The organism is Streptomyces sp. URMC 129 (assembly GCF_051386415.1).
GTDB lineage: Bacteria > Actinomycetota > Actinomycetes > Streptomycetales > Streptomycetaceae > Streptomyces.
Map to the genome: position 1 here is coordinate 1 of NZ_JBPQTQ010000066.1, position 16978 is coordinate 16978.

The 16978-nt window shown below is 76.4% G+C and carries 15 protein-coding genes; 2 read left to right on the forward strand and 13 right to left on the reverse strand.

Going from position 1 to position 16978, the window contains the following annotated elements:
- Nucleotides 1-44 precede the first annotated feature (44 nt).
- The gene (locus ACSNOC_RS15365) at nucleotides 45-1445 is read right to left on the reverse strand and encodes a hypothetical protein (RefSeq protein ID WP_436747990.1); all 1401 of its coding nucleotides are present in this window, start codon (nucleotides 1443-1445) and stop codon (nucleotides 45-47) included.
- Nucleotides 1446-1687: 242 nt separating this feature from the next.
- Between ACSNOC_RS15365 and ACSNOC_RS15370 the strand changes: the two genes are divergently transcribed.
- Nucleotides 1688-2782, forward strand: coding sequence for an amidohydrolase family protein (locus ACSNOC_RS15370; RefSeq protein WP_436748011.1), 1095 nt, complete (start codon nucleotides 1688-1690; stop codon nucleotides 2780-2782).
- Between the two features lie 180 nt (nucleotides 2783-2962).
- The gene (locus ACSNOC_RS15375) at nucleotides 2963-4009 is read left to right on the forward strand and encodes an SCO1860 family LAETG-anchored protein (protein WP_436747991.1); all 1047 of its coding nucleotides are present in this window, start codon (nucleotides 2963-2965) and stop codon (nucleotides 4007-4009) included.
- A 77-nt stretch (nucleotides 4010-4086) separates the two neighbouring features.
- On the opposite strand, the gene cobC is transcribed toward ACSNOC_RS15375, so the two are convergent.
- The 12 genes from cobC to ACSNOC_RS15435 form a co-directional block, all read right to left on the reverse strand.
- A complete protein-coding gene (gene cobC / locus ACSNOC_RS15380; protein WP_436747992.1) occupies nucleotides 4087-5184 on the reverse strand; it encodes an Rv2231c family pyridoxal phosphate-dependent protein CobC in 1098 nt (365 codons plus the stop codon).
- A complete protein-coding gene (locus tag ACSNOC_RS15385; RefSeq protein WP_436747993.1) occupies nucleotides 5168-6127 on the reverse strand; it encodes a sirohydrochlorin chelatase in 960 nt (319 codons plus the stop codon). Before ACSNOC_RS15385 ends, cobC begins: the two co-directional genes overlap by 17 nt.
- Nucleotides 6124-6720 (reverse strand): precorrin-8X methylmutase, encoded by a 597-nt coding sequence (locus ACSNOC_RS15390; RefSeq protein ID WP_436747994.1) that lies wholly within the window; start codon nucleotides 6718-6720, stop codon nucleotides 6124-6126. The genes ACSNOC_RS15385 and ACSNOC_RS15390 overlap by 4 nt, the downstream gene beginning before the upstream one ends.
- Nucleotides 6717-6944, reverse strand: a complete 228-nt coding sequence (locus ACSNOC_RS15395) for an indolepyruvate ferredoxin oxidoreductase subunit alpha (RefSeq protein ID WP_436747995.1) — start codon at nucleotides 6942-6944, stop codon at nucleotides 6717-6719. Before ACSNOC_RS15395 ends, ACSNOC_RS15390 begins: the two co-directional genes overlap by 4 nt.
- Nucleotides 6941-8626: a precorrin-3B C(17)-methyltransferase gene (gene cobJ / locus ACSNOC_RS15400; RefSeq protein ID WP_436747996.1), complete on the reverse strand. Its 1686-nt coding sequence runs from the start codon at nucleotides 8624-8626 to the stop codon at nucleotides 6941-6943. Before cobJ ends, ACSNOC_RS15395 begins: the two co-directional genes overlap by 4 nt.
- Nucleotides 8623-10092: a precorrin-6y C5,15-methyltransferase (decarboxylating) subunit CbiE gene (gene cbiE, locus ACSNOC_RS15405; RefSeq protein ID WP_436747997.1), complete on the reverse strand. Its 1470-nt coding sequence runs from the start codon at nucleotides 10090-10092 to the stop codon at nucleotides 8623-8625. The genes cobJ and cbiE overlap by 4 nt, the downstream gene beginning before the upstream one ends.
- A complete protein-coding gene (locus ACSNOC_RS15410; RefSeq protein WP_436747998.1) occupies nucleotides 10089-11276 on the reverse strand; it encodes a cobalt-precorrin-5B (C(1))-methyltransferase in 1188 nt (395 codons plus the stop codon). Before ACSNOC_RS15410 ends, cbiE begins: the two co-directional genes overlap by 4 nt.
- Nucleotides 11269-12084, reverse strand: a complete 816-nt coding sequence (gene cobM / locus ACSNOC_RS15415; RefSeq protein ID WP_436748012.1) for a precorrin-4 C(11)-methyltransferase — start codon at nucleotides 12082-12084, stop codon at nucleotides 11269-11271. The genes ACSNOC_RS15410 and cobM overlap by 8 nt, the downstream gene beginning before the upstream one ends.
- A gap of 176 nt (nucleotides 12085-12260) precedes the next feature.
- Nucleotides 12261-13007 (reverse strand): precorrin-2 C(20)-methyltransferase, encoded by a 747-nt coding sequence (gene cobI, locus ACSNOC_RS15420; RefSeq protein ID WP_436747999.1) that lies wholly within the window; start codon nucleotides 13005-13007, stop codon nucleotides 12261-12263.
- Complete coding sequence (locus tag ACSNOC_RS15425; protein ID WP_436748000.1) at nucleotides 13004-14395, reverse strand: cobyrinate a,c-diamide synthase; 1392 nt, start codon at nucleotides 14393-14395, stop codon at nucleotides 13004-13006. Before ACSNOC_RS15425 ends, cobI begins: the two co-directional genes overlap by 4 nt.
- Nucleotides 14389-14985, reverse strand: coding sequence for a cob(I)yrinic acid a,c-diamide adenosyltransferase (gene cobO, locus ACSNOC_RS15430; RefSeq protein ID WP_436748001.1), 597 nt, complete (start codon nucleotides 14983-14985; stop codon nucleotides 14389-14391). The genes ACSNOC_RS15425 and cobO overlap by 7 nt, the downstream gene beginning before the upstream one ends.
- On the reverse strand, nucleotides 14985-16961 hold the full coding sequence (locus ACSNOC_RS15435) for a putative cobaltochelatase (RefSeq protein WP_436748013.1): 1977 nt from the start codon (nucleotides 16959-16961) through the stop codon (nucleotides 14985-14987). Before ACSNOC_RS15435 ends, cobO begins: the two co-directional genes overlap by 1 nt.
- Nucleotides 16962-16978: the final 17 nt, after the last annotated feature.

Genomic DNA, 16978 nt, shown 5'->3' on the forward strand with positions numbered 1-16978 from the left:
CCCCCCCCCCCCCCCCCCCCCCCCGCCCCGGTCGCGTCCGCCCGTCAGGCGCCGTCGGGCGTCCCGCCCTCCGCGCCGGCCGGATCGACGGGCGGGCAGGTGATCCCGCAGTTGATCACCGTCCCCAGCGACGCCGTCGGCGTGAAGACGCACGAGTTGACGCCTCCGCCGCCGTCGACCGTGCCCTCGTTGCTCGCGTTGTCCACCACCGGCAGGCCGGCCACCAGCGTGATGGCGTCGTCCAGCGGGCCGCCGGTCACGGTCGCGTCGGCGGCGTTGGCCGTCCCGCCCGTGACGGTGCCGTCCCCGCCGGTGATCTCGATGGTGTTCTGGCCCTCGCCGCCGGTGATCTCGCCGCCGGAGCCGTTGCCGTCGCCCCCGGTGTCCCCGGCGCTGTCCCCGCCGGTCACCAGGATCGTGGTGTCCCCGGGACCGCCCTCGATCAGGCCGGAGTTGGCCGGGGGAGGCGTGGGGGCGTCCGCGCCGAGCGCGTCGCCGCCGTCCACGGTGATGGTAGTCGGCGCGTCGCTGGTGGCGGTGATGGTGCCCTCGTTCCCGGCGCTGCCGCCGCCCGGCCCGTCGCCGCCGGTCACGGTGATCTCGGTCGCGCCCACGCCGGGGCCGGGACCCGCGGTGACGGTGCCGGTGTTGCCCGCGCCCCCCGCCGCCTGGCCCTCGCCGTCGCCGCCGTCCACCGCGATGGATCCGGCGTTGCCGCCCGTGATCGACCCGGAGTTGCCCACGCCGCCGGAGTCCGAGGGGTCGTCCCCGTAACTGTCCCCGCCCTCCACGTCGATGTCGGCGTCGGCGGCGCCGCCGGTGATGCTGCCGGTGTTGCCCGCGCCGCCGTCCGCGGTGTCGCCGTGGCCGCCGAGCACGGTGATGTCGGCCGTGCCCTCCTGGACGCTGATGGTCCCCGCGTTGCCGACCGGGCCGGGCTGGCCGGGGGCCTCGGGGTCGCCCGCGGTGACGGTCAGGTCGGACGCCTCGCCCATCAGGTTGATGACCCCGCCGGGCGCGACGCCCTCCCCGATGAGCGGGGCCACCTCGATGGTGTCACTGGCGCCCTGGGAGGTGATGGTGCCCGCCACCGGGCCCACGATGGTCAGGGTGGTGGTCCCGCCGACCGGGGTGACGACGGTGTCACCGGCGGCCAGCGAGCAGTTGCACACGATGGTGTTGTCCACCCCGGGGATCCCGCTGATCGTGTGGTCGTTCTCCTCGGAGGCCGCCTGCGCCTCCCCGTTGACCGTGCACACCGTGCCGAGCGCCTCGGCGGGGGCCGCGGTCATCACACCGGCCGCCAGCGCTCCGGCGGCGAGCGCGGCCAGGCGCGCGCCGCGCCGCCGGGCCGCGGGCCGCCGGGGGTGGCGGCGCCATCTTCGTCGGGATCTGTCGGGGAAGAAGGCCGCCGCTTCGGGCGGCGGCGTCACGAGCGGTTTCACGATGGTGCTCCTTACCGGCCGGGTGAGGGGATGGCGCTCCGGATCTCCGCCCGCGGCGGAGGGCGGACACGCTCCGGTCCGTGCCCAGCACATCGCGTGACCGGGCGGGCCGCATCCCGGCGGGAGCCGAGCAGGGAAGCACCCGAGTGGCGCCGTCTTCGCGTGAGGGAACGGTGGTGGTCGTGAAGAAACGTTCCTCTTCCCCGGCGCGACGGGGCCCGGCGGCCCTCGCCCGTGTGACCATGGGGCGCGTGTCGGTACTGCGGATCAAGGGACGCGTGCTCGTCGGCCCCGGCGACGACGTGCGGGACGAACTGTGGGTGATAGGCGGCCGGATCAGCTACGAGCGGCCCGCCGCCGCCCGGGACGTCACCACGATCGACGGCTGGGTGCTGCCGGGCCTCGTGGACGCCCACTGCCACGTCGGCCTCGACGCGCACGGCGCGGTGGACGAGGCCACCACCGAGAAGCAGGCGCTGGCCGACCGCGACGCCGGGACGCTGCTCATCCGGGACGCCGGCTCACCGGCCGACACCCGCTGGATCGACGACCGTGAGGACCTGCCGCGCGTCATCAGGGCGGGACGTCACATCGCGCGCACCCGGCGTTACGTCCGCAACTTCGCGCACGAGGTCGAGCCGGAGGAGCTGGCCGCCACCGTGCGGCGCGAGGCCAGGCGCGGCGACGGCTGGGTCAAGATCGTCGGGGACTGGATCGACCGCGAGCGCGGCGATCTGTCGCCGTGCTGGCCCGCCGGGGCCGCCCGCGCGGCGATCGCCGCCGCCCACGAGGAGGGCGCCCGCGTCACCGCGCACTGCTTCGCGGAGGACTCGCTGCGCGATCTGGTCGAGGCCGGGATCGACTGCGTCGAGCACGCCACCGGGCTCACCGAGGACACCATCCCGCTCTTCGCGGAGCACGGCGTGGCCATCGTGCCCACCCTGGTGAACATCGCGACCTTTCCCCGGCTCGCGGCGGGCGGCGAGGCCAGGTTCCCCCGCTGGGCCGACCACATGCGGCGGCTGCACGAGCGCCGCTACGACACGGTGCGGGCCGCCCACGACGCGGGGATCGCCATCTTCACCGGAACCGACGCGGGCGGTTCACTTCCGCACGGGCTGATCGCCCAGGAGGTCGCGGAGCTGGTCGCGGCGGGCATCCCGGCCGAGGACGCGCTCGGCGCGGCGACCTGGCGGGCGCGCGCCTGGCTGGGCCGGCCGGGGCTGACCGAGGGCTCCCCCGCGGATCTCGTCGTGTACCCGGCCGACCCGAGACAGGACGTGCGCATTCTGGCGGAGCCGAGCCAAGTGGTGCTCAGGGGACACAGGTTGCCGTAGGCGATTCGCCTGAATATTGTCAATGATGTGATTAAAACTCACTCGATTGTGTGAAGTTACGCGATCGTGCTGATGTTTGAGCTTCCAAACCTCGATGATGGCGGGCGTCCCAGTTCGCCGGTCCCGGATTCCCCTGTCCGGTTCTCCGGCGACGCCAAGCCACATCAAGGGGTACCACACGTGTACAACTCTGCCTACCGCCGACTCGGTTCACGCCGGTCGGCGGTGCTGGTCGCCACCACCGCCGCGCTGCTGGGGTCCGTCACCCCGGCCTTCGCGGCCGAGGGCGGCCAGGACGAACAGGGCACGGCGAGCGCCGCGGTGCTGCGCAGCAACCTGGACGTCTCGCTGCTGAACGGCGGGGCCGCTGTTGAGCTGGAAGCGAAGCTCAACGAGGTGACCGCTCCGGAGAGCGAGAACCAGACCCTGCTCACTGCCACCCTGGAAGGTCTTCAGGGCGGCGATTCCTTCGAGATGCTGACGGCCGACGTCGCCGCCGCCAGCGCCGAGTCGGACGAGAACGGGTCCCGCGCCGAGGTCACGCTGGCCAACGCGATGGTCTACGTTCCCGGCCTTCCGGGGAACTCGGTCATCGAGCTCGAAGCGGTGACCGCCAACGCGATCTGCGCCACGGGGGAGGCGCCTGTCGCCGAGGCCGACTTCGGGGTCGAGGCCGTGGTGTTCGGCGAGGAGGTCGACCTGACCGTCGACGGCTCCATCGAGGTGGAGGTCGACGGCGTGGGCACGGTCACCCTGGACCTGTCCAAGACCGAGACCACCGACGCCACGGCAGCGGCCACCGCCCTTGCCCTGACGGTGGCGGTCAACCCGGGCAACCTCAACGTCGCCACCGTGACGGGTGAGATCGCCCTGGCCGAGGCCGAGTGCGCGCTGCCGGCCGGCGCGGGCGGCTCCGCCTCCGGCGGCACCGCCACCGAGGGTTCGGAGTCCGAGGGCTCCGGCTCCGAGGGCTCGGACGGCGGCTCCGCCACCGAGGGCACCGGCGGCGACGACGCCGGTGCGGACTCCGAGGGCACCTCCGGCGACGACACCCAGTCGGTCGCCGGTGGCAGCAGCGCCGAGGACGGCGGCGCTGACCTGGCCGAGACCGGTAGCGACTCCAACATGCCGCTGCTCGCGGGTGGCGCCGTGGCGCTGCTCGGTGTCGGCGCCGGGGCTCTGTTCCTGGCCCGCCGCCGTGCCGCGCGCACCACGGCCGCCGGCTGACGGGCGTAGCGACACCAACTGAGGGGGGACCCGGCACCATCGGGTCCCCCCGACTGCTTTCCCGCTCTTCGCCGGAATTACGCCTCCCCGAGGCCCGCGCCCAGCGCCTCGGTGAGCGCCCCGACGAACGCGTCGGTCGTCGCCCGGTCGCGGACCGCCAGGCGGAGCCAGCCGGGCCCGAGACCGGGGAACGTGTCGCCGCGCCGGACCGCGTAGCCCAGTTCCCGCAGCCGCAGCCGCAGCGCCGCCCCCTCGGGGTGGTGCACCAGGACGAACGGCCCGGCCGGGAACGGCGTGGCGACCCGCAGGGAGGGGAACGCCCCGAGCCGGTCCAGCAGATGGCCGCGGTCACCGGCCGTCTCCAGGGCGGCCTCCGCCGCCTCGGCCAGCGCCCGTCCCGACGAGCACGCCTCGGCCGCCGCCAGCGCGGGCGCCGACACCGGCCACAGCGGCTGCCCCTGGGCCAGCGCCTCGATCATCTCCGGGGCGGCCAGCACGTATCCGATCCGCAGGCCCGCCAGCCCCCACGTCTTGGTGAGGCTGCGCAGCACGATCAGGCCCGGCAGCGACCGGACGGCCGGGACCAGCGACTCCCGTTCGCCCGGCACCGCGTCCATGAACGCCTCGTCCACCACCAGGGCACGCCCCGGCCGGGCCAGTTGGGCGAGGCCGGCGGCGGGGTGGAGCACGGAGGTGGGGTTGGTCGGGTTGCCCACGACCACCAGCCCGGCGTCGTTCGGCACGTCGTCCGGGTCCAGCCGGAAGCCGTCCTCCGCCCGCAGGAGCACCCGTCCGACCTCGTGCCCGGCGGCCCGCAGCGCGGCCTCCGGCTCGGTGAACTGCGGGTGCACCACGACCCGTTGCCCGGTGACCGGCAGCGCCCTGGCGAGCAGCACGAACGCCTCGGCGGCGCCCGCCGTCAGCAGCACGCACTCCTCCGGCAGCCCGTGCCGCCGGGCCACCGCGCGGCGGGCGGCCCGGCCGTCCGGGTAGACGGCGAGGGAGTCGAGGGAGGCGGCGATCCGGTCCCGCAGCCAGGCCGGGGGAGTCCCGGCGCGCACGTTGACCGCGAGGTCCACCAGCTTCGCGCCGCCCGTGTCGCGCAGTTCGGCGTCACCGTGGTGGCCGAGGTCCACGGGCCGGGCCGGGCCGCCGGGCTCAGTGGGCGTGGACATGGCCGTGCTCATGGTGGTGCCCGTGGCCGTGCCCAGGTCCGTGGCCGTGGCCGTGGCCGTGGTGGTGACCGTCGTCGTCCGGGTGGTGGTGCGGCTGCTGCGGCATGCCGACCTTGTCCTCGAAGCCGGGCAGCGTGACGCGGTAGACGCAGGCGTCGCAGTTCATGCGGATGTCGCCGTCCAGGGCCTCCCGGTACCGGGCCAGCACCAGCCCGGCCAGCTCGTCCGTGGGGCCGATGACGTCGGCGCACCGCACCGGCGTGTCCGGCCGGTCCGCCGCCCACGCCCGCGCCTGGTCCCGCACCCGCTCCGGCAGCACGCCGGTGAACAGGAAGTACGGCAGCACCACGACGCGGCGGGCGCCCAGCGCCCGGCAGCGCTCCAGCCCGGCGGCGACGTCCGGGGCGGCCAGCGAGACGAACGCGGTCTCCACGCCCGCGTAGCCGCGCCCCTCCCACAGCAGCCGGGCCGCCTTGAACACCTCCGCGTTGGCGTCCGGATCGGTCGAGCCGCGCCCGACCAGCAGCACGGTCGTGTCCGCCCGGTCCCAGTCGCCGCCCAGCGCCTCGTCCACGCGCCGCTCCAGCACGCCCAGCAGGGACGGGTGCGGGCCCAGCGGGCGGCCGTAGGCGAACGACACGCCCGGCTGCCGCAGTTTCTCGCGGGCCAGCGCGGCGGGGATGTCGCCCTTGGCGTGCCCGGCCGCCACGAGCATCAGCGGAACGGCCGCGAAGCGCCGCACGCCCCGCGCCACCAGCCCGGCCACGGCCTCGGTCAGCGGCGGCGGCGACAGCTCGATGAACCCGCCCGCCACCGGGACCTCGGGCAGGTGCCGGTCCGCGAGGTCGCGGACGAACGAGCGGAACGCCTCGGCGCCCTCGTCGTCCCGGGTGCCGTGGCCCACGACGAGCAGGGCGGGCGCGGACGGTGCTGACGGATTCACTGGAACTCCTCGGGACGTGCGGGTGAGGGTGTGTAGAGCAGGGCGTTGAGGGCGGCGGCGGCCACGGCCGAACCGCCCTTCTCGGAGACGTTGCTGACCGCCGGCAGGCCGCTGTCGCGCAGTGCCTGCTTGCTCTCCGCCGCGCCGACGAAGCCGACCGGCAGCCCGATCACCAGCGCCGGCGCCGCGTCCAGGGCGATCAGCTTGAACAGCGCGGTGGGCGCGCAGCCGATCACCCACACCGCGCCGGGGCCGACCTCCGCGAGGGCCAGCCGCACGGCGTGCGCGGAACGGGTCAGCCCCGGCCCGGCCTTGGCGTCCGCCAGGCGGCAGACGGTGGCCCGCCGGGTGATCCCGGCGGCGACCATCTCCACGTCCGTGACGACCGGCGCCGCGGCGTGGTGCAGGGCGTCGTGGGCGCCGCGCAGCGCGGCCTCGTCGGTGACGAGATCGGTCAGGTAGCCGGGGTCGGCGCTGGCGTGGATCACGCGCTCCACCACCGCCCGGGTCAGCGGCGGCAGCCCGGAGGTGTCCACGCGGGAGCGCAGGATGCGGTACGACTCCTCCTCGATGGGGTGAACGACACGCGTCACGGCGCCTCCTGGGCGGACGGGGTGGCTTCGGTGAGATGGGGGGCGAGCAGGTCGATGGCGTCGACGGGACAGATCTCGACGCACTCGGCGCAGCCCGTGCACAGGTCGGCGCGGACCAGCAGCGTGCCGCCGAGCGGGCGGATGGCGTGGACCGGGCAGGTGAGCAGGCAGGCGCCGCAGCCCGCGCAGCGGTCCGTGACCCGTACGGGCGCGGCGGCCGTCACGACTGCCACCGGTAGCCGCGCGGGGTGACCATGCGCCCGGCGACCGCGCGGGTCGCGGAGTTGCCGACGAGCACCACGGTCATCATGTCGACGGTCGCCGGGTCGAGCGCGGCCAGCGTGGTCAGCGCCCACGACTCGTCGGGCCGGGACGCGTTGCGCACCACGCCGACCGGCGTGTCCGGCGAACGGTGCCCGGCCAGCAGCTCCAGCGCCTTCGGCAGCTGCCAGTCCCGGCCCCTGCTGCGGGGGTTGTAGAACGTCACGACCAGGTCGGCCGACGCGGCGGCCCGCACCCGGCGTTCGATCACCTCCCACGGCGTGTGCAGGTCGGAGAGGCTGATCGCGACGTGGTCGTGGCCCAGCGGGGCGCCGAGCACCGCCGCCGCGGCCAGCGCCGCCGTCACGCCCGGCACGCCGACCACGTCGATGTCGTCCGACGCGTCGGCCAGCGCGGGCGACGCCATCGCGTACACGCCTGCGTCGCCGCTGCCGACCAGCGCGACCGCGTGCCCGGCCCTGGCCTCGGCGACGGCGGTGCGGGCCCGTTCCTCCTCGGCGCCCAGGCCGGAGGCGAGCACCCGGGCGCCGGGTCGCAGCAGGTCACGGACGCGGTCCAGATACTGGTCGAGCCCGACCACCACGGACGCCCGCCGCAGCTCGTCCGCCGCGCGCGGCGTCAGCAGGTCGCGGGCGCCGGGACCCAGGCCGACCACGGCGAGCCGGCCGCGCGGGCGGCGCCGGGCGACCGCGCAGGTCGCCATGGCCGACTTCCGCTTCTCGGCGACGAGTCCGCCGCCCGGCCCGGCCCCGAGGAGCGCCGCGGCCTCCGCGACGGACGGGGTGCCGACGGCGGCGAGCGGGGCGCCGGACGGGTTGGGCACGGGCACGGCGGCCAACTCCTCGGCCGGGTACGTGCGCAGGGTGACGCCGAGCCGTTCGGCCGCCTCGTTCAGCCCGGGCTCGCCGGCCTTGGCCGTCACGGTCGCCAACGCCGTGACGCTGCGCCCGGACAGCCCGGCCGCCGCCAGCGTCTCCCGCACCAGGCCCAGCACTTCGTCCGCCGCGACGCCGCGGCTGGCGCCGACGCCGACGACGAGGGAGGGCGGGCGCAGCACGGCGGTGGCGCCGTCGAGCGGGACGAGCCGGTCGGTGATCGCGATCGTCCACGAACGGCCCGCCTCCGGCCCGACGTTGGGCGGCAGCGCGGGCAACGGCCAGGTGGCGTCGGCCATCAGCGTGACCGGTTCACCGTCGAGCACCGCCCGCGAGACGGCCGCGACATCGCCCTCGACCGGCAGGCCCAGCGTGTCGAGCCCCGGCACCCCGGCCGCGTCGGTCGCCGTGGTGACGACGGGGGCACAGCCGGGCAGCGCCTCGGCGACCGCGCGGGCCAGCTCGTTGGCGCCGCCCGCGTGGCCGCCGAGCAGCGCGATCGCGTGCCGGCCCGCCTCGTCCACGCAGACGACGCCCGGGTCGGCCGACTTGCCGGTCAGCAGCGGCGCCAGCAGCCGCACGGTGGCGCCGGTGGCCAGGAAGCAGACGAGCTGCTCGCACTCGGCGAACGCGCGCCGCACCGCGTCCCCGACCGGCCCGTCGTAGACCCGGGTACGGTCCGGCCACACGGTGGCCAGCCGGTCGCGGGCGGCGGCACCGGCCGCGGTGGCGGAGATGAGGCCGATCACGAGAGTGCTCCTTCTTCGTGCGCTGGGTGCGCTTCTTGCGTGCCGGGGCGCGAACCCCACAGGACGAAAACGGGGTTGACGGCGGCCAGCCGCGTCACGCCGCCGGGCAGCGGGGCCAGCCGGGCGGACTGGAGCAGCACGCCGTCGGGCACCAGGCCCCCGGCCGCCAGCGCCTCCCGCGCCTCCCCGACCCGGTCCAGCGCGGCCAGCGTGACCACGACCGTGCGGCGCGCGCGGCGGGCGCAGGCGGTCACGACCGCCGCCAGGCCGGCGCCCCCGCCACCGACGAACACCGCGTCGGGGTCGGGCAGTTCTGCCAGCGCGACCGGGGCGGTGCCGTGCACGGCCTGGATGTCCACGCCGTGCGCGGCGGCGTTGGCCAGGCAGCGGGCCACGCCGTCCGCGGTCCGTTCCACGGCGACGGCCGCCGCGCCCAGCCGGGCGCACTCCACGGCGACCGAGCCGGACCCGGCGCCGACGTCCCACACCAGGTCACCGAGGCGCGGCCCGAGCCGCGCGAGGGCGAGCGCCCGCACCTCGGCCTTGGTGACCATGGAGTCCCGGTGCTCGAACGCCGCCTCGGGCAGCGCCCAGCCGGCCGGGCCGGGCGCCGGCCCGCCGATCACGCGCTGCGCGGGCGCCAGCGTCCGCGCCTCGTCCAGGCACAGCACGACGTGCCCGCCGTCCGGCCAGTCCCGCGCGGCGGCCTCGGCGGGCGACAGCCGCACGACGCGCTCGCCGCCGTCCGGGTCGCCCAGGGCGGTGGCCACGACGAGCGTGCGCGGCGTCCCGGCCGCCACGAGCGCCGCCGCCAGCTCACCCGGCCCGGCGCCCGGCCCGGTCAGCACGGCCACCTTGGGCCGCGCCCGGCAGACGTTGACGGCGACCCGGGGATCGCGCCCGTGGGCGCTGACCACGACGGCGTCGTCCCACGGCAGCCCGACCCGCGCGAAGGCGACGGCCACGGCCGGGGCGGAAGGCCGCACATCGAGCACCTCCGCCCCGAACCGCTCGGCGAGTACCCGGACGATCCCGAAGAACCCCGGATCCCCGGACGCCAGCACGACGACCCGCCCGGCGGACGCAACGGCCCCACGGCCACCGGTCGTCACAGTTCCCGCGCCGGCCGGGGAGCCACCGGGTGCCGGAGCGGCGCCGGCGTCGGAGCCCGGGCGGGGGGCTGCCGCGGTGTCGCCGTGGCTGCCCGTCGCGGGGGCCGGTGCGTCGCCGTGGGTGCGTACGACCGACCCCGCGACGGCCGTGCCGTAGCGGGCCAGGTGGCGTTCGATCGCCGTCAGTGCCGGGGCCAGCGGGCCGAGTTCGATCCGTTCCGCGTGCGGCGGCAGGGTCGCCGCCGCCAGGTGGCGGCGGGCACCGACCACCAGGGTCGCGTCGGGGACGACCGCGCCGGGGCCGACCGTGCCCACGCCCAGGACCGTGATCGGCGCCCGGCCGCCGCCGCTCACCGTGCCTCCCGCAACAGCCCGTCGGCGGGCGCGGCGGCCATCAGCGTCTCGCCGGTGAAGTCCACCATCGCGGCCTCCGTCGCCAGCCGGCCGTCCGTGAAACGTTCCAGCACCCGCGCCACCCGGTGGCACAGCTCCTCGCCCGCCGTCGCCAACAGGCCCGCCGCGTCCCAGAGTTCGTACGCGTGCCGGGCCGTGTTCGCCGCCGCCACCGCGTCGGTCAGCGCCGCCGGGCCGCCCACCGCCTCGGTGACCTCGGCCAGCACGCCGGTGTCCACCTTCGACCGCGTGTAGTGCGTCATCAGCACGCCGGACGCCAGCTTCGTCAACTTCCCGATCATCCCGACGAACACCACGCGGGGCAGCCCGCCCTCCACGGCCCGCCGCAGCGCCGCGCCCGTGAAGTCGCCCACCTCCACGAACGCCACGTCCGGCAGCCACGGCAGCATCCGCATCGCGCCCCGCTCGGTCCGGCCGCCCGTGCACAGCACCATCGCGGGCACACCCTGCGCCGCCGCCACCGACACCGCCTGCTCCACGCTCGCCCGCCACGACGCCGTGGAGAACGGCCGCACGATGCCCGTGGTGCCCAGGATCGAGATCCCGCCGATGATGCCCAGCCGCGCGTTCGTCGTCTTCCGCGCCCGCACCTCCCCGTCCGGGACGCTGATCGTCACGTCGACGCCGCGCGCCGCGACGTCGATCACCTCCCGCACCGCCTGGTCGATCATCCGGCGCGGCACCGGGTTGATCGCCGGGCCGCCCACCTCAAGTCCCAGGCCCGGCCGGGTCACCACGCCCACGCCGACCCCGCCGTGCAGCGCCAGCCCGGGCCGCTCCCGCCAACTCACCGTCGCCGTCAGGGACGAACCGTGGGTCACGTCCGGGTCGTCACCCGCGTCCTTGACGACGACCGCCTCGGTGCGGCCCGGCCGCAGCAGCGCGGCGCGCTCCACGGCGAACGTCACCCGCCGCCCCGACGGCAGCGCCACCTCCACCCACCGCTGCGGCTCGCCCGTCGTCAGGTGCAGCGCGGCGGCCCGCGCCGCCGCCGACGCGCAGGTGCCCGTCGTCCAGCCGGTGCGCAGCGCGCGCTGCCGGGTCTTCGCCGTTCTCGGCAGGTCCGGCTCGCGCAGCTCCGGGCCCTCCGCGCCGCCGTCCTCACCCCGCGCCGGATCACTCATCGCGCGCCGCCCTCGCCGCCCGCAGCGCGTCCCTGGCCCCGCGCTCCGCCCGGCGGAAACCGTGGAAGTGGCCCGGGTGGTACAGGTGCGACCGGGTGCCGGAGGCCGCCAGCGCCGGGCCGACCAGGAACAGCGTGTGCTTCCACAGCCGGTGCTCCTTGACGGTCTCCTCCAGCGTCTCCACCGTGCAGCTCAGCACCAGCTCGTCCGGCCACGTCGCCCGGTACGCGACGATCACGGGCGTGTCCGGCGTGTACCCGCCCGCCATCAGCTCCCGCGCCAACTGCCCCGAGCGCGCCGCCGACAGGAACAGCGCCATCGTCGTGCCGTGCCGCGCGAACTCGCTGACCTCCTCACCGTCCGGCATCGGCGTCTTCCCGCCGCCCAGCCGGGTCAGGATCACCGACTGCGCCACCTCGGGAATCGTCAACTCCCGCCGCGCCAGGGCCGCGACGGCCGAGAACGCCGACACGCCCGGCACGACCTCCACCTCGACGCCCAGCTCCGCGCAGCGGTCCATCTGCTCCTGGGTGCCGCCCCACAGGGCCGGATCGCCGGAGTGGACGCGGGCGATCCGCGCGACCTCGCCGCGCGCGGCCCGCTCGTAGACGGCGATCACGTCCTCCAGCGACATGGCCGCCGAGTCCATGATCTCCGCGCCGGGACGGGCGTGTTCGATCACCTCGGGGTGGACCAGGCTCGCCGCCCAGATCACCACGTCCGCCTCGGCGATGGCACGGGCGCCCCGGAACGTCAGCAGATCCGCGGCCCCCGGCCCGGCCCCCACGAAGGTCACCTTCCCGCTCACGGCACCGTCCTCGTTCGCTTCTCCGCTCGTGCGGCTGTGCGCGGCTGTCGTGGTGGTCTGCGGCTGGGCAGCCGCGCGCGCGTCGCTCACGGCACCGTCCTCGTTCGCTTCTCCGCTCGCGCGGCTGTGCGCGGCCATCGTGGTCGTCTGCGGCCCGGCAGCCGCGCGCGCGTCGCTCACAGCTTGCCTCCGCGTTCCGTCCGGCGTGCCGGAGCGATCAGCGTGGACAGGTAGGGGAGTTCGCCGCCCTCCGGCAGCTCCGCGGCCGGGCGGATCGACTCCTCCGGCAGGCCCAGCGACGAGCCCCACACCGCGCCCTCGGCCCGGCCCGTCTCGCGCAGCGCGGCGACGACCTCGCCCGCCAGCCGCCCGAACTTGTACGCCACGACGGTGCCCGGCCCGCGCAGCGCCTCCCGCAGCACCTCCGCCCCGGCCGTGACGGGCACCAGCGTCAGCGGCTCGGTGCCCTCGGTCAGGACGGCGCCGCCGCGCGCCGCCAGGTCCTGCATGGCGGTGATCCCGGGGACCGTCTCCACCCGCAGCCCCGGCACCGCCTCGGCCACCGTCTGCGCCAGATACGTGAACGTCGAGTACACGTTGGGGTCACCGATGGTCGCGAACGCCACCGACCCGTGCGCGCGCAGCAGTTCCGCGACGCGCTCGCCCGCCGCGTCCCACGCGGCCTCCCGGCGCGCCCGGTCGGTGCGCTCGTTCAGCGCGAAGACGACCCGCACCACCCGCTCGGGCGGAACGTAGTGCAGCACGGTCGCCTCGGCCCGCCCCCGTTCGCCCGTGTCCAGCACGGGAACGACGACGACGGCCGCGCCGCGCAGCGCGTTCACGCCCTTCACGGTGACCAGTTCGGGATCACCCGGTCCTACGCCGACCCCGGTCAGCAGGGGGAGGGGCTGTGCGGTGCTCATGTGGTGCTTCCTGTCTTGACGTTGCGGGCAGCGGCGGCGGCGCGCGCCACCAGCCGCCCGGCCGCCGACGGCACGGCGGCCCAGTGCACATGCAGGTACGAGGCGTGCACCCCGTCCCGCACGAATCCTTCGACGCGGCGCTCGGGGCGCGTCATCCCCCACGCGGGCCGCTCGCCCGCGCCCGGTTCGACCACGGTCCGGTGGAACTCGTGTCCCCGCACCCGCGTTCCCGCCGCCGCCAGCGCGCTGTCACCGACCGCCACCGCCGCCCGGTAGCCGAGCGTCAGCCGCTCCGACATCCGGGCCGTGGCGTCCAGCACCCCGCACATCGGCTTGTCGTCCAACGACCGCGCCAGGTACAGCAGTCCGGCGCACTCGGCCGCCACCGGGGCGCCGCTCGCCGCCAGCCGGGCGACCGCCGCCCGCAGCGGCTCGTTCCCGGACAGCTCCGCCGCGTACACCTCGGGGAACCCGCCGCCAACCACCAGTCCCGCCGTGCCCTCCGGCAACTCCTCGTCGCGCAGCGGGTCGAAGACGGCGACGTCCGCGCCCGCCGCGCGCAGCGCCTCGGCGTGCTCGGCGTACGAGAACGTGAACGCCGCCCCGCCCGCGACGGCGATCACCGGCCGCCCGGCCGACCCGTCCGCCGGCCCGGGCGGCGTCCACGCCCCGCCCGGCGGCAGCGGCAGCGGCGGCGCCGTACGCGCCAGGGCCAGCAGCGCGTCCAGGTCGACGCCCGCGCGCACCTGCTCCGCCAGCGCCCCGACGGCCGCCACCGCCTCCGCCTGCCGCTCGGCCACCGGCACAAGTCCCAGGTGGCGGGAGGGAGTCCGCACCTGGCGGGCGCGCCGCAGCGCGCCCAGCACCGGCACCCCCGAGGAGTCCAGCGCCTCCCGCAGCAGCTCCTCGTGCCGCTCGGACCCGACCTTGTTGAGGATCACGCCCGCCAGCCGCACCTCCGGGTCCCAGGACGCGAAGCCGTGCACGAGCGCGGCCACCGAACGCGACTGCGACGAGGCGTCCACCACCAGCACCACCGGCGCCCGCAGCAGCTTCGCGACCTGCGCCGTCGATCCCAGCTCGCCCTCGCCCGCCGCACCGTCGAACAGGCCCATCACGCCCTCGATCACGGCGAGTCCGGCACCGGCCGCGCCGTGCGCGAACAGCGGCGCGATCAGCTCCGGGCCGCACAGGAAGGCGTCCAGGTTCCGGCCGGGGCGGCCGGTGGCCAGGGCGTGGTAGCCGGGATCGATGTAGTCGGGGCCGACCTTGTGGCCGGAGACGGCCATCCCGCGCGCGGCGAACGCGGCCATCAGGCCGGTGGCGACGGTGGTCTTGCCGCTGCCCGAGGCGGGCGCGGCGACGACCAGGCGGGGCACGGTCACCATTCGATGCCCCGCTGCCCCTTCTGGCCCGCGTCCATGGGGTGCTTGACCTTGCCCATCTCGGTGACCAGATCGGCCGCGTCCAGCAGCGCGGACGGCGCGTTGCGCCCGGTGATCACCACGTGCTGGGTGCCCGGCCGGTCGCGCAGCACGGACACCACCTCGCCGGTGTCCACCCAGCCCCAGTGCATCGGGTACGCGAACTCGTCCAGCACGTACAGCCGGTACGTCTCGGCCGCCAGGTCGCGCTTGACCTGCTCCCAGCCCTCGCGGGCGGCGTCCTCGCTGGAGGCGATGTCACGCTGCACCCACGACCAGCCCTCGCCCATCTTGTGCCAGGCGACGCTGCCGCCCTCGCCGCTGGCGCCGAGCACGCGCAGCGCCCGCTCCTCCCCGACGCGCCACTTGGCCGACTTGACGAACTGGAACACGCCGATCGGCCAGCCCTGATTCCAGGCCCGCAGCGCGAGCCCGAACGCGGCCGTCGACTTGCCCTTGCCGGTGCCGGTGTGCACGACGACCAGCGGGCGGTTGCGGCGCTGCCGCGTGGTGAGTCCGTCGTCCGGAACGACGGACGGCTGTCCCTGGGGCATCAGGCGGCTCTCCTCGCGTCCTTGACCAGCGCGGTCATCGTGTCCGCGCGCAACTCGTCGAGCGTGACGGCCGGTCCGCCCAGCTCGCGCGCCAGCGCGCCCGCGAGGCCCAGCCGCACCGGGCCCGACTCGCAGTCGACCACTACCGACGCGGTGCCGTCGGCCGCCAGCAGGCGCGCCGCGCGCCGCGCCCGCTCCACCGGCTCGGGCCCGCCGGTGGCCCGCCCGTCCGTGACGGCGACCAGCAGCGGGCGGCGCGCCGGGTCGCGCAGCCGCTCGACCCGCAGCACCTCGCGCGCCCGCAGCAGCCCCTCCGCCAGCGGCGTCCGGCCCCCGGTCGGCAGCAGTTCGAGGCGCGCGGCGGCGGCGTCCACCGACGACGTCGGCGGCAGCACCACCTCGGCCGCCGAGCACCGGAACGTCACCAGGCCGACCTTGTCGCGCCGCTGGTAGGCGTCCAGGAGCAGCGACAGCACGGCGCCCTTGACAGCGCTCATCCGCTGCCGCGCGGCCATCGAGCCGGAGGCGTCCACGACGAACAGCACGAGGTTCGACTCGCGGCCCTCGCGCACGGCCTCCCGCAGATCGTCGCGCCGGATCACCAGCCCGGCACCGGACCGGCCGCGCGCCCGCTGGTGCGGCGCCGCGGCGCGCAGCGTGGCGGCCACGTGCAGGGTGCCCAGGGCCCCCGCGGGACGCCGGGCCCCGGTGGTGCGGCCCTGCGCGGTCCGCGCCCGCGACCGCCGCCCGGCCGCGCCGTCGCCGACGCCGGGCACGGTCAACGCCCGCGCGGTGAACGGCTCCCCGGCCGGGGCGGGCACCCGCTCGCCACCACCACCGCCACCGGTGCCGCTGTCACCGTCGTCCCGGCCGTCGCCGCCGGACGGGCCGCCCGCGTCGTCCCGGCCGCCGTCGTTCCCGCCGTCGCCCGGGGGAGTCGGCTCCGGGTCGTCGTCCTCGCCGCCGTCCCCGTCCCCGCTCCCGCCCCGGTCCCCGCCGTCGCCCCGCGCCTGCTCCAGCGCCTCGTCGAGCTTCTCCTCGTCCAGCCCCGGCGCGTCGAACGGCGAACGGCGCCTGCGGTGCGGGAGCGCGAGCAGCGCCGCCTGCCGCACGTCCTCGGCGATCACCTCGGTGCGTCCCGCCCACGCCGCGAGCGCGGTCGCGGTGCGGGCCATCACGATGTCGGCGCGCATGCCGTCCACCTCGAACGCGGCGCAGGTCGCGGCGATCTGCCGCAGCGCCGCGTCGCCCAGCCGCACCCGGGGCAGCAACTCCCGCGCGGCGGCGATCCGTCGGCGCAGGGCCTCCTCCTCGTCCGCCCACCGCGCGGCGAACCCGGCCGGGTCGTCGTCGTGGGCGAGCCGCCGCCGCACGACCTCCACCCGCTCGTCGGTCTCGCGGGACGCGGCCACCTCGACGGTCAGCCCGAACCGGTCCAGCAACTGGGGCCGCAGCTCGCCCTCTTCCGGGTTCATCGTGCCGACCAGGAGGAACCGGGAGGCGTACCGGACGGACACGCCCTCGCGTTCCACGTAGGCGGTGCCCATGGCGGCGGCGTCCAGCAGCGAGTCCACGAGGAAGTCGCTGAGCAGGTTCACCTCGTCCACGTACAGCACGCCCCGGTGCGCGTGGGCCAGCAGCCCCGGCTCGAACGCCTTCACGCCCTCGGCCAGCGCCCGTTCGATGTCCAGCGCCCCGACGAGCCGGTCCTCGCTCGCCCCGACCGGCAGCTCCACCAGCCGGGCCGGCCGCGTGGTGCCGCTGCCCTCGGCGTGCGGCCCGTCCGGGCACTCCGGATCGGGCGCGGCCGGATCGCAGGAGAACCGGCACCACGACACGACGTCGACCTCCGGCAGCAGCGCCGAAAGCGCCCGTACCGCCGTGCTCTTGGCGGTTCCCTTCTCGCCCCGGACCAGCACCCCCCCGACGGCCGGGGACACCGCGTTGAGCAGCAGGGCCAGCCGCAGATCGTCCATCCCGACGATCGCGGTGA

What these genes read in the sequence shown, in the direction of transcription:
- ACSNOC_RS15370 (WP_436748011.1), top strand. Translation starts at nt 1,688, where the DNA reads ATGGGGCGCGTGTCGGTACTGCGGATCAAGGGACGCGTGCTCGTCGGC.
- cobC (WP_436747992.1), bottom strand. Translation starts at nt 5,184, where the DNA reads ATGTCCACGCCCACTGAGCCCGGCGGCCCGGCCCGGCCCGTGGACCTC.
- ACSNOC_RS15410 (WP_436747998.1), bottom strand. Translation starts at nt 11,276, where the DNA reads ATGAGTGATCCGGCGCGGGGTGAGGACGGCGGCGCGGAGGGCCCGGAG.
- cobI (WP_436747999.1), bottom strand. Translation starts at nt 13,007, where the DNA reads ATGAGCACCGCACAGCCCCTCCCCCTGCTGACCGGGGTCGGCGTAGGA.
- ACSNOC_RS15425 (WP_436748000.1), bottom strand. Translation starts at nt 14,395, where the DNA reads ATGGTGACCGTGCCCCGCCTGGTCGTCGCCGCGCCCGCCTCGGGCAGC.
- cobO (WP_436748001.1), bottom strand. Translation starts at nt 14,985, where the DNA reads ATGCCCCAGGGACAGCCGTCCGTCGTTCCGGACGACGGACTCACCACG.
- ACSNOC_RS15435 (WP_436748013.1), bottom strand. Translation starts at nt 16,961, where the DNA reads ATGGACGATCTGCGGCTGGCCCTGCTGCTCAACGCGGTGTCCCCGGCC.